At 49.5% G+C, this 14,386-nt stretch carries 19 protein-coding genes; 7 read left to right on the plus strand and 12 right to left on the minus strand.

Features of this window, described 5'->3' with window-relative positions; translation table 11 throughout:
* Positions 1-3: 3 nt before the first annotated feature.
* From mgtE to IOQ59_RS08460, 12 genes are all read right to left on the minus strand, one after another.
* A complete protein-coding gene (gene mgtE / locus IOQ59_RS08405) occupies positions 4-1,353 on the minus strand; it encodes a magnesium transporter (RefSeq protein WP_193952835.1) in 1,350 nt (449 codons plus the stop codon).
* A 245-nt stretch (positions 1,354-1,598) separates the two neighbouring features.
* Positions 1,599-1,868 carry an HPr family phosphocarrier protein gene (locus IOQ59_RS08410; protein WP_193952836.1) on the minus strand — a complete coding sequence of 90 codons (270 nt, stop codon included), beginning with the start codon at positions 1,866-1,868 and terminating at the stop codon, positions 1,599-1,601.
* Between the two features lie 13 nt (positions 1,869-1,881).
* Complete coding sequence (gene rapZ / locus IOQ59_RS08415) at positions 1,882-2,742, minus strand: RNase adapter RapZ (protein WP_193952837.1); 861 nt, start codon at positions 2,740-2,742, stop codon at positions 1,882-1,884.
* Between the two features lie 32 nt (positions 2,743-2,774).
* The gene (ptsN, locus tag IOQ59_RS08420; protein ID WP_193952838.1) at positions 2,775-3,230 is read right to left on the minus strand and encodes a PTS IIA-like nitrogen regulatory protein PtsN; all 456 of its coding nucleotides are present in this window, start codon (positions 3,228-3,230) and stop codon (positions 2,775-2,777) included.
* 24 nt (positions 3,231-3,254) lie between these two features.
* Complete coding sequence (gene hpf, locus IOQ59_RS08425; RefSeq protein WP_193952839.1) at positions 3,255-3,545, minus strand: ribosome hibernation-promoting factor, HPF/YfiA family; 291 nt, start codon at positions 3,543-3,545, stop codon at positions 3,255-3,257.
* A 48-nt stretch (positions 3,546-3,593) separates the two neighbouring features.
* Positions 3,594-5,102 (minus strand): RNA polymerase factor sigma-54, encoded by a 1,509-nt coding sequence (locus tag IOQ59_RS08430; RefSeq protein WP_193952840.1) that lies wholly within the window; start codon positions 5,100-5,102, stop codon positions 3,594-3,596.
* Positions 5,103-5,158: 56 nt separating this feature from the next.
* Positions 5,159-5,884, minus strand: a complete 726-nt coding sequence (gene lptB, locus IOQ59_RS08435; RefSeq protein WP_193952841.1) for an LPS export ABC transporter ATP-binding protein — start codon at positions 5,882-5,884, stop codon at positions 5,159-5,161.
* Positions 5,881-6,390, minus strand: coding sequence for a lipopolysaccharide transport periplasmic protein LptA (lptA, locus tag IOQ59_RS08440; protein WP_193952842.1), 510 nt, complete (start codon positions 6,388-6,390; stop codon positions 5,881-5,883). Before lptA ends, lptB begins: the two co-directional genes overlap by 4 nt.
* Entirely contained in the window at positions 6,380-6,946 is a 567-nt protein-coding gene (gene lptC / locus IOQ59_RS08445) for an LPS export ABC transporter periplasmic protein LptC (protein WP_193952843.1), read from the minus strand. The genes lptA and lptC overlap by 11 nt, the downstream gene beginning before the upstream one ends.
* Complete coding sequence (locus IOQ59_RS08450; RefSeq protein ID WP_193952844.1) at positions 6,946-7,488, minus strand: KdsC family phosphatase; 543 nt, start codon at positions 7,486-7,488, stop codon at positions 6,946-6,948. Before IOQ59_RS08450 ends, lptC begins: the two co-directional genes overlap by 1 nt.
* A 40-nt stretch (positions 7,489-7,528) precedes the next feature.
* Complete coding sequence (locus IOQ59_RS08455) at positions 7,529-8,503, minus strand: KpsF/GutQ family sugar-phosphate isomerase (protein ID WP_193952845.1); 975 nt, start codon at positions 8,501-8,503, stop codon at positions 7,529-7,531.
* Between the two features lie 20 nt (positions 8,504-8,523).
* Complete coding sequence (locus IOQ59_RS08460; RefSeq protein WP_193952846.1) at positions 8,524-9,477, minus strand: calcium/sodium antiporter; 954 nt, start codon at positions 9,475-9,477, stop codon at positions 8,524-8,526.
* A gap of 255 nt (positions 9,478-9,732) precedes the next feature.
* Here IOQ59_RS08460 and IOQ59_RS08465 point away from each other — a divergent pair, with 255 nt between their 5' ends.
* The 7 genes from IOQ59_RS08465 to murA all read left to right on the plus strand — a co-directional run bounded on the left by IOQ59_RS08465 (position 9,733) and on the right by murA (position 14,368).
* Positions 9,733-10,542, plus strand: coding sequence for an ATP-binding cassette domain-containing protein (locus IOQ59_RS08465; RefSeq protein WP_193952847.1), 810 nt, complete (start codon positions 9,733-9,735; stop codon positions 10,540-10,542).
* Between the two features lie 2 nt (positions 10,543-10,544).
* Positions 10,545-11,327 carry a lipid asymmetry maintenance ABC transporter permease subunit MlaE gene (gene mlaE / locus IOQ59_RS08470; protein WP_193952848.1) on the plus strand — a complete coding sequence of 261 codons (783 nt, stop codon included), beginning with the start codon at positions 10,545-10,547 and terminating at the stop codon, positions 11,325-11,327.
* A 1-nt stretch (position 11,328) separates the two neighbouring features.
* Positions 11,329-11,784: an outer membrane lipid asymmetry maintenance protein MlaD gene (mlaD, locus tag IOQ59_RS08475; protein ID WP_193952849.1), complete on the plus strand. Its 456-nt coding sequence runs from the start codon at positions 11,329-11,331 to the stop codon at positions 11,782-11,784.
* Between the two features lie 10 nt (positions 11,785-11,794).
* Complete coding sequence (locus IOQ59_RS08480) at positions 11,795-12,439, plus strand: MlaC/ttg2D family ABC transporter substrate-binding protein (RefSeq protein WP_193952850.1); 645 nt, start codon at positions 11,795-11,797, stop codon at positions 12,437-12,439.
* Positions 12,432-12,728, plus strand: coding sequence for an STAS domain-containing protein (locus IOQ59_RS08485; RefSeq protein ID WP_193952851.1), 297 nt, complete (start codon positions 12,432-12,434; stop codon positions 12,726-12,728). The genes IOQ59_RS08480 and IOQ59_RS08485 overlap by 8 nt, the downstream gene beginning before the upstream one ends.
* A 108-nt stretch (positions 12,729-12,836) precedes the next feature.
* Positions 12,837-13,079 carry a BolA family protein gene (locus IOQ59_RS08490; RefSeq protein WP_193952852.1) on the plus strand — a complete coding sequence of 81 codons (243 nt, stop codon included), beginning with the start codon at positions 12,837-12,839 and terminating at the stop codon, positions 13,077-13,079.
* A 26-nt stretch (positions 13,080-13,105) separates the two neighbouring features.
* Positions 13,106-14,368: a UDP-N-acetylglucosamine 1-carboxyvinyltransferase gene (murA, locus tag IOQ59_RS08495; RefSeq protein WP_193952853.1), complete on the plus strand. Its 1,263-nt coding sequence runs from the start codon at positions 13,106-13,108 to the stop codon at positions 14,366-14,368.
* Positions 14,369-14,386: the final 18 nt, after the last annotated feature.

The following is a 14,386-nucleotide window of genomic DNA, read 5'->3' on the forward strand; positions in this document are numbered from 1 at the left end:
GTATTAGCTATAAAACATGGTGGCCAGACCCAGAAACGTAAAGAATCCAACCACATCGGTAATTGTTGTAAGCAGAACGCTGCCAGCAAGGGCAGGGTCGATACCGACGGCTTTGAGCCCAAGGGGTAATAAGGTACCCGCCATCGCGCCTGCAATAAGATTGATCACAATCGACAGAGCGATAATGATGCCTATTGTTGTGTCCTGGAACCAGACTATCGCTACTGCAGCTACGACAAGCGCCCACAAGAGGCCATTCATCGCACCAACGATCATTTCACGGCTCAGAAGCCAGCTTGCATTGGATTTCTCCACATGCCCCAAAGCCTGACCACGAATCACCAGCGTTAATGTCTGAGAGCCTGCAATTCCGCCCATTGATGCCACGATAGGCATCAGTACAGCCAGTGCTACGACCTTGTCGATCGTTTCTTCAAATAACCCAATGACGGCTGATGCAACAAAGGCTGTGATCAAGTTGATCCCTAGCCATAATGCGCGCCGACGGGTGGTTTTCATGACGGGCGCAAAGGTATCTTCATCTTCGTCCAGACCCGCCATGCTCATCAATGAGTGGTCAGCATCTTCACGGATGACATCTACAACATCATCGATGGTAATACGACCGAGCAGACGCCCATCGTCATCAATAACAGGCGCGGAGACCAGATCGTGTTGTTCGAAGAGTACCGCAACTTCATTGTCCGGCATTGTCGCTGAAATAGGCTCAATCTCAGTGACCATGATTTCACGAACAGTGATGTTCGGGTCCGATACCAGCAGTTTTGTCAGTGGCAGAATTCCGATATAGGAGTCTTTACGGCTGACGACAATCAGGCTGTCGGTCATTTCCGGTATCTCTTTGTGGCGGCGAATGTATCGCAGTGCCGTTTCTACAGAGATATCGGGTCTGATGGTGACCGTATCGGTGTTCATCAGGCCGCCAGCAGTATCTTCAGGATAGGACAAAACCTGTTCTACGCGTTTACGGTTTTGTTTGTCCATTATCCGCAGCAGCTCTTTCATAACCGTGTTCGGTAGCTGCTGAATGACGTCAGCCATATCGTCGGTATCGAGCGATTCTGTGATCGCTAATACTTCTGTTGCGTCCATGCGGCTTAGAATTTCCGCCTGCACGTCATCCCCCAAATCCTGCAGGACTTCACCTTCCAGATCGGTATTGATCAGATTCCAAAGAATCTGTCGTTCCTTAGGTGGGGACTTTTCAATCAGGCGGGCGACTTCTGCCGGGCGAAGGCTATGATTGAGGACAAAACGAATCTGTTGAAATTCGCCACTATCCAGCGCATCTGCAAGCTTTTCAAACTGTGTTCTCTGCGCTGATGTACTCATGCCGCGTTAACTCATAGTCCGGACGATAAACAAAGATAGGCTCCAATCCGTCCCAATTATAGCGGATTGTGAAGAGGGGAATAACCCACGTCCGGGGGAGTGTAGCAAAAGCAGAGGTTTAAACCAGCCTGAGTACAAGGCTGATTTGAAACAACCTTATCGAAGCCGTGCGGTTAACCTTACTGCTAATCGGGACATTAGGGGTGGGGGCGCTGAGAAGGGGAGGAGGCTCAGTCGGAAGTATCCTATTCTTCTTCGTCGAAACGATTATTCACCAATGTCTCGATGGCTTCCATTGCATCCTGTTCGTCATCGCCTTCTATGCAAAATGTCAGTTCGGTGCCGATGCTGGCAGCCAGCATCATAACAGACATAATGCTCTTGCCGTCGACCTGGCGCCCTTCCTTCGCGATCTTTATATCGCTGGAGAAGCGGCTGGTTACACCGGTGAGTTTTGCGGCAGCGCGGGCGTGCAGACCCAGTTTATTAATTATTTCCAGTTTCTTTTCGATCATGTTGTTAGATCTGTCACTTCAGTTCACGATGGCGGACATGGACATTATCCATAAGTTGCTCGAAATGAGAAGCTAAACGGGTGGCCAAATAGACTGATCGGTGATGGCCCCCTGTACATCCTATGGCGACGGTGATGTAGCTGCGATTGTTTGCGGCGAAGCGTGGTAACCAGCATTCCAGGTATTGGGTAATGTGGTCCTGCATCTCCTGAACCTGATCTGATTCCGACAGGAAGTTAATGACTGGCTGATCCAGACCGGAGTACTGACGCAATTCTGGAATCCAGTAAGGATTAGGTAGCACCCGAACATCGTAAACGATATCGGCATCCAGCGGCACACCGTGTTTAAAACCAAATGACTCAAACTGTACGGCGAGTGACTGATCACTACGGTCAGCAATGCGGCTTTTAACCGTGTCGCGCAGGTCGTATAAGTTCAGGCGGGTTGTGTCGATGCGCAAATCGGCCATTTTGGCGATCGGCTCAAGTAACTGCTGTTCGAGTTGAATCGATTCCAGTAACCCCCGGTTATCATCCGAAAGAGGGTGTTTTCGGCGCGTAGAACTGTAACGTTTAAGCAGGGTTGCTTCTGATGCATCGAGATAAAGCACTTCGTAATGTGCTTCCTGCTCATCTTCTTTCAGTGCTTCGAGAATGGAGGGAAGCTGTGTCAGATTGCTGAGTAAGTTGCGTGCATCGATGCTGATTGCGATGTGTTCGGGGTGCTGTGGATCGCTGGTCATCTGTGTAACCAGCGAAGGCAGCAGGGTTGCAGGAAGGTTATCGATACAATAGAAGCCGATATCTTCTAACGCTTGAAGCGCTGTACTTTTACCAGACCCAGATCGGCCACTGATAACTACAAGCTTCATGTACCCTCCTGCCAGTGTGATGAGGTGATTTGTTATTTGCCTAGATCAGAAATGACGGTATACAGAGCGGCATCATCACTCGTATTGCGCAGGGCGCTGCGTACCGACTCCTGACTGAATAGTTCAGCCGCTGATGCCAGTGTTTGAAGGTGTTCATCACAGGCTTCTTCCGGCACGACAAGGGTAAAGATCAGATCCACCGGCTTGCCATCAATTGAGTCAAAATCAATCGGTGAGTCCAGTGTGATCAGATAGCCCAAGGCGTTCTGGCAATCTTGAAGCCGACAATGGGGAATGGCGACGCCATCACCGATACCGGTGCTGCCGAGACGCTCCCTGCCAAGTAGTCCTGAGAATACAGTATCAGCTTCCAGGCCGGGGTTTTGCTCGGCGATCAGCTGACTCGTTTTTTCCAGTACACGTTTTTTGCTTCCGCCCTCGAAGCCGCATAGGGTTCTCGAGGGCGTCAGTAGCTCTTGAATCAACATAGGTTGTGTTGAGTATGATATGACTTATTTGTGTTTTTTGAGTTTTTCTTTGTGCTTAATGATCTGACGATCCAGTTTATCGACAAGGCCATCGATAGAGGCGTACATATCATCATGTTCGTGCGCAGCAAAGATCTGTCCGCCGGCAAGGTGAAGGTCACCTTCTGCTTTCTGGCGTTTTTTGTCGACGCTGAGTGTCACCTGGACGTTGGTGATATTGTCAAAATGCCGTCCCAGTTTTTCAAACTTGGAGTGCACATAATTACTCATAGATTCAGTCAGTTCGACATGATGGCCAGTAATATTAATCTGCATAGGTCTCTCCTATTGGCAGTGACTGTATTCGTCCTGTTTACATTTCCATTAAACCAGACGCTTGCGTTCATTAGAAGGCGGAATACTCATTGCTTCCCGATATTTCGCAATTGTACGTCGGGCTACTTTAAATCCTTGTTCGTCCAGAAATTGTGCAATCTTATTATCACTTAATGGTTTTGCTGGATTTTCTGCGGCAACCAGCTTTTTAATCAGCGCTCGGATTGCAGTAGAAGAGGCTGCTCCACCATCGTTGGTGTTTACGTGGCTGGAGAAAAAGTACTTCAGCTCAAAGATTCCCCTGGGCGTGTGCATGTATTTCTGTGTTGTTACCCGGGAGATGGTGGACTCGTGCATTTCCACGGCTTCTGCGATGTCATGCAGCACCATGGGTTTCATCCCTTCTTCACCGTGCTCTAGAAATCCTTCCTGTCGCTTAACGATTTCGTTCGCGACTTTCATCAGTGTCTCGTTGCGGCTCTGCAGGCTTTTTATAAACCAGCGGGCCTCCTGAAGGTTACTCTTCAGGTAGTTGTTATCGGCGCTGTTATCAGCCCTGCGTACAAGATCGGCGTAGCCTGAGTTGATTCTCAGGCGAGGAGACACTTCTGGATTAAGATTAACCATCCAGACGCCACGCTGTTTAGTGACAATGACATCCGGTATTACGTACTCAGCGGTGCTGGAGGTGATTGTCGCGCCAGGCTTAGGGTTGAGCTGCTGGATGAGCAGGATGACCTGCTGTAACTGAGGCTCCTTGAGTCTCGCTTTGCGCATCAGTTGGCGGTAATCGTGGCTACCGAGCAGTTTTAGGTAGTTTCTGACGACCGTCAACGCCTGCTTCTTCCAGGCGGTGTCATCCGGGAGTTGCTCTAACTGAATTGCGAGACAGTCGCTGAGATCTCGTGCACATACGCCAGGAGGATCAAACTGTTGAATGCGTCGCAGTACGGCTTCGACTTCATCCAGATCTAATTCCTCGATACCATCCTGTTGACGCAGATGTTCGTGAATATCTTCCAGCGTGACAGTGAGGTAGCCGTCGGGGTTGATGCCATCGATTAGGCTGGTAGCGATCAAGCGGTCCTGATCGCTCATTGGCGTCAAATTCAACTGCCAGTGAAGATGATCCTGAAGGGTTTCTTCAGCGGTATCGTTGGATTCAAAGGTGCCATCTGAATCGTCTCGGCTACTACCTGGTGAAGAACTTTGAAAGGTATCATCCCAGCTGCTGTCGGTACTGAGTTCGGCTGGGATCTCATCATTCCAGTTATCGTCGGCAACTTGAGTTTCTTCAGTATGCTCTTGATCTGCATGGGCTGTAACTTCGGTATCCGGAGTTGTATCTGAGGCTGATTCCGGCGTGTTTTTTTCTTCACTTGCCGGAGTATCTGCGTCACCTTCCTCATTAACATCCAGCATCGGATTGTTTTCAAGCGCTTCCTGAATCTCCTGCTGCAGGTCCAGTGTCGATAGCTGCAGCAATCTGATCGCCTGCTGAAGCTGAGGCGTCATCGTGAGTTGCTGGCCGATTTTGAGTTGTAGCGCTTGCTTCATAACTACCCGATAGAAACCTGTGCTGTGTTAAAGAAAAGTACTGCCTGAATAATGACTTACAGTTGAAACGTATCACCCAGATAGGCTGCACGTACAGCGTTATTCTGCATAATAGCATCCGGAGCGCCACTTGCGAGGATCGTTCCTTCACTCACGATATACGCTTTCTCACAGATATCCAGCGTTTCCCGAACATTGTGATCTGTGATCAGGATGCCAATGCCCTTGCTTTGCAAATGCTTAATCGTACTTTTAATATCGTTGACCGAGATAGGATCGACGCCTGCAAAGGGCTCATCCAGCAGGATGAATGAGGGTTCGGTGGCCAGTGCACGGGCGATTTCTACGCGGCGCCGTTCACCGCCGGATAGGCTCATACCTAAACTGTCGATGATATGTGTGATATGGAACTCTTCCAGCAACTCGAACATTTTCGTTTCGCGTTGCTTTTTGTCCAGATCTTGTCGTGTTTCGAGAATGGCTAACAGATTGTTCCGGACGCTCATCTTACGGAAGATTGAGGCTTCCTGTGGCAGGTAGCCGATACCGCAGCGGGCACGTCCATGCATTGGTAGATGGGTTATCTCTTTTTCATCAATCTGTACCTGTCCGCGATCAGCACGCACCAAACCAACGATCATATAGAAGCAGGTGGTTTTCCCAGCGCCGTTGGGGCCTAACAGGCCAACAATTTCTCCGCTTTTAATCGACAGGGAGACATCTTTGATGACCTCGCGGCCTTTGTAACTTTTGGCAAGATGCGTCGCTTGCAGCTTACTCATTGAGCGTCCTTATCTTTTTTGGGCTGGATGATCATCTCTACCCGACCACTACTGCCGTCTTTGCCATCGCTATAGGCGTCCACAACTGATGTTTTGAGGTTGTAGAGTATGCGGCTACCCGTGAATGTGTCTTTGTCGCTAATGACTTTGGCATTTTTCTGAAGTGTGAGGTGCTCTTTCTCTACTTTGTAGATAATTGTGTCCCCCCAGGCATCGGTATACGGCTTGTCTGTATCGGGCTTCTGGCGGAAGTGGGCTTGCTTGCCAAAAGCGGTGACCCGCTCAACACCTTCTTTACCACGCTCCATTTCTACGCGATCGGCTTCGATCAGCAGGGTGCCCTGAGTGATTTTCACATCTCCCTGGTAGATGGTTCGGCCAGACTTTTCATCGATAGAGGCGCTGTCGGCACTGACGTGAATGGGTTTCTCACGGTCTTCTGGTAAGGCGTTGGCTGTGGCGCTGAATACCGTTGCAACCAGCAGTGCCAGAAATTTAGTCTTCATTCTCATGCAATCCCTGTACGTTTGATAACAACTTAAGTGTTTTGTTTTCGAACGAAGCTGTCATACCGGTAGCGTCGTAACGAGTGTTGTCAGAAAGGATGGTGACGGATTCATCCGTTTCAGCCAGTTTGGTATCGGGGTAAAGCGTTAGTGTTTCAGTTAGAACGAGGGTGGTGGCCCCAGAGCTGGCACGATCTTTAATCTGAACGTTTCCCGTGAGCAGAGCCTTCGCTCGGTCATCAGGTAGGGTGCCTTGTGTTGCTGTTGTGGTGGTTACAGAACCGTCTGTACCGTAAAGGACGATCTCAGGGCTAGTGAGTTCGCTCTCTGCCCGATCGGGGTAATGATCCAGACGTGGAGTCGAAAGTGTTTGCTCTAACATGCCCTTGTCGTCAAATACCCGGGTGCGAGTATCTGTAGCAAAGTAATCTTCGCCTTCTTGCAGCGCTTTGGGAGGTTGGCTTCTTTCACTGGGAGCAATGCCCAACCCCCAGTACAGCAGTACGGGGCCTAGCAGAAGCGCTGCGATAATTAAACGAGTGCGAGCAGTAGACACTAGAGGTATGGCTCCCATACCTGATCCAACTTGTCTTGTGCTGCCAGTATTTTCTCGCAGAATTCACGCCCGGCGCCTTCGCCGCCACGACGTAATGTGCACCAGTCCGCATGTTTCTGAACCAAAGGATGGCCGTTGGGTACAGTAGCCCCAAATGTTACCGCGCGGATAGCAGACAGGTCGGGCAGATCATCACCGATATACGCCGTTGTGTTAGCGTTGTGCCCGCTTTTCTGCCATAGCTCTTTTAGCGCGATCAATTTGTCTTCGCGACCTTGCTCTAAATAGGTGATGCCTAGTGAACGTGCGCGTAGCTCAACCTGAGAGGAGCGCCGGCCTGTAATAATCGCTGTCTCGATACCCGCTTTTTGTAAAAGCTTAATACCAAGCCCATCTAGGGTATTAAACTGCTTCACTTCCTGACCGTCCGGAAGGAATAGCAACTGACCGTTGGTTAAAATGCCGTCAACATCGAATACTGCCAGCTTAACATCCTGAAGTTTCGTGGCTTGTTCTTCGGTTAGATCCTGGCACCAGTTCATCTGGTCTGCTCCACATTCTGTTGGTTTAATGGGGGGGGTATCAGAGTACGCCTGCTTTAAGCAGATCGTGCATATTCAGCGCACCAATAGGTTTGTTGTCGTCATCGACGACTAGCAATGCATTAATCTGCTTGCTTTCCATAATCTGAAGGCACTCAGCTGCCAGAATATCGGCACGAATCGTAGTGCAGTCAACGGTCATTACCTGTTCAATCGGGGTGCCCTTCAGGTTGACTTCATGATCCAGAGCTCTACGCAAATCTCCGTCAGTAAAGACTCCGGTAACAACACCGGCTTCATTAAGTACTGCGGTCATGCCCAGGCGTTTTTGGGTGACTTCGAAGAGTGCGTTGTGCAGTGACGTCCCTTCCTTTACACAAGGGACATCGTCACCACTGTGCATGACATTTTCTACTTTCAACAACAGTTGTCTGCCAAGGCTGCCGCCAGGATGGGAGAAGGCAAAGTCTTCTTTGCTAAATCCTTTGGTTTCCAGCAATGCGATCGCTAATGCATCACCCATGACCAGCTGCGCTGTTGTGCTGGAAGTCGGGGCCAGGTTGAGTGGGCAGGCCTCTTTCTCCACGCCTATATGTAAATTGGCATTCGCGGCTCGGGATAGATTGGAATCCGGTTTGGCCGTCATGCTGATAAGTGGGGCGTTCATCCGTTTGATCAACGGTAAAATAGTCACGATTTCTGCCGTTTCACCAGAATTTGACAGGGCCAGGACGACATCTTCAGATGTGAACATCCCCAAATCCCCATGGCTGGCTTCACCTGGATGCACAAAAAAAGCAGGCGTGCCTGTGCTGGCAAGTGTGGCAGCAATCTTGCGGCCAATATGGCCCGACTTGCCCATGCCTGTAACGATGATGCGACCGGTACATTGGCTCATGAGTTCGCAGGCGTGTTGAAAGTCACCGTCCAGATGATTCTCTAGGTCTTTTACAGCTTCGGTTTCCAGCTGGATGGTGCGGCGTGCAGACGCCAGGAAGTCAGCTTTTTTTGTCATCGTTGTCTCGGTGCCCGGAATTAAACGGTCATATTGTATAGTAGGACCAGATAGCCTGCATATAAGGCGGTAAGTAGTACGCCTTCATATCGGTTGATCTTCGGTGGTTTCTGAATTAAACCGAAAGCAATCAACGCGACGGTGAGGCCCAGCATAACGCTGTAATCCCTTAACAAAACTATACTATCAATCGATAGCGGTGCGATAAGCCCCGGAACGGCCATCACCGCAACAAGGTTAAATATGTTTGATCCGACCACGTTGCCGATGGCCAGATCATGATGGCCTTTTAGGGCGCTGGCCACAGATGCTGCTAATTCAGGCAAGCTTGTGCCAATGGCGACGATGGTCAGTCCAATGATGAGTTCGCTAACACCTAATGCCAAGGCTACTTCGGTCGCTCCCCAGACTAGCAGTCGAGAGCTTCCTGCAAGGATAACAAGTCCTAAAATCAGCCAAAAAACAGCATTGCCCGTTTTAAGCTCGGGCAGCTCTTCCTCTTCGCTGGCGTTCTCTTCAGGTGACGCGTTACGCTGAAAACGTTGGAAGAGATATAGACTTAACGCCAGCATAGACAGTAAAACGACACTATCGACTAAGGTGAGCTGAAGATCTAACAGCAGCATGCCAGCAAAGACTGTGACAGCAAGCAATAGAGGGAGTTCTTTGCGCAACACGCCGGATTTGACCGGGAGGGGGGCAATGATGGCTGTAATACCCAATACTAAAGCGATGTTGGCTATGTTGGAACCTAACGCATTACCGACCGCTAACTCGCCAGCGTCATTGATAGAGGCCATGTATGAGACCAGTATCTCAGGTGCAGAGGTGCCGAAGGATACGATGGTCAGTCCGATAAGCATTGGCGACATGCCAAAGTTACGGGCGGTTGCAGCAGCGCCGATCACAAACCGGTCAGCGCTCCATACCAGTAAGACCAAACCTGTAATGATTGCGAGTGTTGGGTACAGCATTGTGCATCTCGTTGCCAGTAAATAGAGGGGGCTATTAAAACAGAATGCGGGGTGTGATTAAACGCTGATAGGGGCGCTCATTGGAATAATCTATTGCATTGAGCAAAATTATTTATTGTTCAGATTTAAGGTGGTCAGTGGTACAATTCGCGGCCTTTTGAATCCGGTAATGCTCCTCCAGTCTTTCGAAACAGTATTCGATAAAAATGTTGTTTAGGAAGGAACTAGCCGCAACTCCCTACATCTATAGAGCCTATGGATAGCTTCGACGACGTCATTATTGACATAAAACAACTCAGTTTTTCGCGTGGAGAACGGGCGATATATGACAACGTGGACATTCAGGTGCCACGTGGAAAAATCACCGCCATTATGGGCCCCTCTGGCACCGGTAAAACAACATTGTTGCGTTTGATCGGTGGGCAGTTGATGCCGGAAAACGGTTCAATTCTCGTAGATGGGAAGGATATTCCGCGTCTGAACCGCCGTGAGTTGTTCAAGATGCGCTCACGTATGGGGATGTTGTTTCAAAGCGGAGCACTTTTTACGGATATCAGTGTCTACGAGAATGTTGCGTTCCCGATGAGAGTGCATACGGATCTGTCGGAAGAGATGATTCGTGATGTCGTTCTGATGAAGTTGCACGCGGTTGGATTACGTGGCGCGCGTGATCTGATGCCCAGCGAGTTGTCTGGGGGGATGGCGCGACGTGTGGCATTGGCGCGGGCGATTGCACTGGATCCGGAAATTGTTATGTACGATGAACCCTTTGCCGGGCAGGACCCGATCGCAATGGGTGTTTTAGTGAACTTAATTCGTCGACTCAATAGAGCCTTGGGTCATACCAGTATTATTGTTTCCCATGATATTCAGGAAACTCTGGCGATTGCCGACTACATTTATCTGATTTCAGATGCTGAAGTTGTTGCCAGAGGAACACCGGAAGAGATCAATAATGCGACTTCAATGAAAGTGCGCCAATTTATTCAGGGATTACCTGATGGGCCTGTGCCGTTTCACTTCCCGGCCGGGGATTATCAGTCTGAACTGTTGCAGGACAGCTGAGTATGCTGGATTTACTAGCCCGTCTTGGGCATAACGGATTGAAAAAGCTCGAAGCGTTTGGTTCGGCAGGCATTATTTTGATGCAGTCGCTGATTGCGCGTCCGCAGCCCGCGACTATGCTGCCGCTGGTGATAAAGCAGATTCACTTTGTGGGTGTGTTGTCACTGATCATTATTGTGGTCTCAGGTTTGTTTATTGGTATGGTGCTGGGGCTTCAGGGCTATACGATTTTAGTGGACTACGGATCCGAGCAGGCTGTAGGACAGATGGTGGCGCTGAGCTTGGTGCGTGAACTTGCGCCAGTGGTTACTGCTCTGTTGTTTGCAGGTCGGGCAGGCTCTGCACTTACGGCAGAGATCGGTTTGATGAAAGCAACTGAGCAGCTTTCTAGTCTGGAAATGATCGGGGTTGACCCGTTGCGACGTATTGTTGCGCCACGTTTGTGGGCGGGTTTTATCTGTTTGCCGGTATTGGCGACCATCTTCTCTCTGGTCGGTATATTTGGCGGCGCGCTGGTGGGTATCGAGTGGCTGGGTATCTACGAAGGATCATTTTGGTCCAACATGCAAAACTCAGTGGATTTTTCTGAGGATATCCTAAACGGCCTGATTAAGGCGGTGGTATTTGGTTTTGTCGTAACCTGGATCGCAGTGTTTCAGGGATATGATTGTGTTCCAACGTCGGAAGGGATTAGTGATGCCACGACCAAAACGGTGGTTTATGCCTCGTTGTCGGTGTTGGCACTAGACTTTGTTCTGACTGCATTAATGTTTGGAGATTTATAGTATGCGCATCCGGGTCTTGGAGATAGGAGTTGGTGCTTTCCTATTGATGGGGTTGGTGGCTCTGTTGATGCTGGCGGTGAACGTCAGCGGTCTTAATTTCGAGAGCAAAGGGACTTACCGTGTCTATGCGCGCTTTGAGAATATCGGCGGGCTTACGGAGCGATCTAAAGTCACTATGTCAGGGGTGCTGATTGGTCAGGTAACGGATATTCGTTTGGATTCTGACGCACTGCAGGCCTTGGTGGAGATGGAAATCTCCAAAGATGTGGATTTTCTGTCGATCGACAGTTCTGTATCTATACTGACCGCTGGGTTGCTTGGGGAAAAATATATTGGTGTGGTAGCTGGTGCTGAAGAAGAGTTTCTGCAGGATGGTGATTTCTTCGAGGATACCCAGTCAGCCTTGGTGCTTGAGGACTTGATTGGTAAGTTCCTATTCAATGAAGTTTCGGAATAAAGGTTTTTCTATGTTTAAGCAGCTTGTAAACAAAGTGACAGTAGTTTTAACCGCATTGTTGTTGACGACGTCTCTGCCCGCCGTGGCTTCATGGGAGGAGGCAAGCCAGGTTGTCGAAGATGCAACGGGCAAAATGCTAAATTTAATGGAAGATACCAGCTATCGGGAGGAAGGGAAGTTTTCAGCGCTGGTCTCCGAAATTGATACGTTGCTGGATCCAGTGGTGGATTTTCCTTACATCTCCAAGCTAGTTATGGGTAAGTACTACCGTAAAGCTTCTGCTGATGATCGTACTGAGTTTGCGGGCGTATTTCGTACTACATTGCTGAAAACTTATGCGAAAGCCATTGTTGGCTTTGATATTAAGGGTTATGAAGTCGTTCCGGCGAGAAAGAAAAGTCCTAAGCCGGATAAGCAAATTGTGACGGTTGAGGTTACATCTGGTGCTGGCACAAAGTTCACGCTGGTGTACTACATGCGCAAAAAAGCGGGTGAGTGGCGTTTAGTTAATGTGAACCTGGATGGTGTGAACTTGCGATTGACCTTCAAAAATCAGTTTGCAGATTTGGCGCAGAAATCCCGGGGCGATGTGTCGCGCACGGTGGCGATGTGGAAAGAGCAAATTGACCCTGATAAAGGCGTCAGCAATGGCTGATTGGAAAGTCGAGCGCACGGGTGAGCTGGAGTTGCAGTTATCCGGTGCGTTAAAGTTTTCGGATATTACTGAAATCCGCAAAACTGTCGATCAGTTGTTGGGTGAGATGTCAGGCGAGGTCTCTTGTGATTTTTCCGGCGTGAGTCGGGTTGATAGTTCTGCTCTGTCATTGTGGTTGTGCGCATTGCGTCGTGCAGAGGTGTTAGGTCTGACCTTGAAGCCAGTTAATGTCCCATCTGATATGCAGTCCATTGCGGGGTTGGTGGGGCTGGAGCAATGCTTTAGCTAATTGAATACTCATTAGAAGGCGATCTGACAGATCGCCTTTTTTGTTTCAATCCGGTATGATTTCGCGTTTATTTGAACACATTGCATAGTTCGCCAGTTGGAGTATGAAATGCAAGCAGAAGAAGTCAAACAGATCATCGAGTCCAAACTCGAAGGCTGTACCGCATATACTGCCGGTGAAGGGTGTGATTTTCAGGTGACTGTTGTTGGGGGGCTGTTTGAAGGCCTGCGCCCGGTAAAAAAACAGCAGTTGGTTTATGGATGTCTGAATGAATACATCGCTGACGGCACAATCCACGCATTAACCATCAAAGCCTACACTCCCGAGCAGTGGGACGCGCTGCAAAAATAACCTTCCAATGAGCTTCAGGTAAGTCAATGGATAAACTGATTATTTCAGGCGGCACGCCGTTGCACGGTGAGGTGAAAATCTCTGGTGCGAAAAACTCTGCCCTGCCTATTCTAGCTGCGACTCTGCTATCAAAAGAGCCGATTAAGATTGGCAATCTTCCTCATTTGCACGACATCACCACCATGCTTGAGCTGCTGCGTCGCATGGGTGTCGATCTGGTGATGGACGAAAAAATGCGCGTTGAGATCAATGCGGGCACTTTGACTGAAACGGTTGCACCCTATGAGCTGGTTAAAACCATGCGTGCTTCCATTCTGGTACTGGGGCCGTTGCTAGCGCATTTTGGTGAGGCCGAAGTCTCTCTGCCTGGTGGTTGCGCAATTGGTTCGCGTCCTGTGGATATGCATATTCACGGCCTGCGTGCCATGGGTGCAGAAGTCTTGGTTGAAGCTGGATACATCCGCGCTAAGAGCAATGGTCGCTTGAAGGGAGCCCGGATATTCTTTGATGTAATATCTGTGACCGGTACCGAGAATATTCTGATGGCCGCTGCATTGGCAGAAGGTCAGTCCATATTGGAAAACGTGGCACGTGAACCTGAAGTCGTTGATCTGGCAAACTGCCTGAATGCGATGGGTGCTGACATTCAGGGTGCAGGCACTGATACTATCGTCGTGAATGGCGTCGAAAGCCTTCACAGCTGTTCTTACGATGTGCTACCGGACCGTATCGAAACGGGTACATTCCTGGCTGCGGCGGCTGCAACGGGCGGCAGTGTTAAGGTTAAAAATACCGATCCAACTACGCTGGATGCGGTATTGCAAAAGTTGACTGAAGCGGGTGCAGAAATTACCTCCGGCGATGACTGGATCGCGTTGGACATGCACGGTAAGCGCCCTAAAGCAGTGAATATTACAACAGCCCCTTACCCTGCGTTCCCAACAGACATGCAGGCTCAGTTTGCTGCGATGAATGTGGTTGCAGAAGGGGTGAGTCGTATCAAAGAAACCGTGTTTGAGAATCGTTTTATGCACATGCAGGAGATGATCCGCATGGGTGCAAAGATTTCCATTGACGGCAATACTGCTGTAACTGAAGGGATTGAGGTGCTGCAGGCCGCGCCTGTTATGGCAACCGATCTGCGTGCATCAGCCAGTTTGGTGATTGCAGCGTTGGTGAGCGACGGTGACACGGTGATCGATCGTATTTATCACATCGATCGCGGTTACGAGTGTATTGAAGAGAAATTGCAGTTATTAGGTGCGCGTATTAAGCGTGTGCCAGGTTAAATACAGGTATTGAGAGTA

The sequence above is a fragment of the Pontibacterium sinense genome, assembly GCF_015209595.1.
GTDB lineage: Bacteria > Pseudomonadota > Gammaproteobacteria > Pseudomonadales > Balneatricaceae > Pontibacterium > Pontibacterium sinense.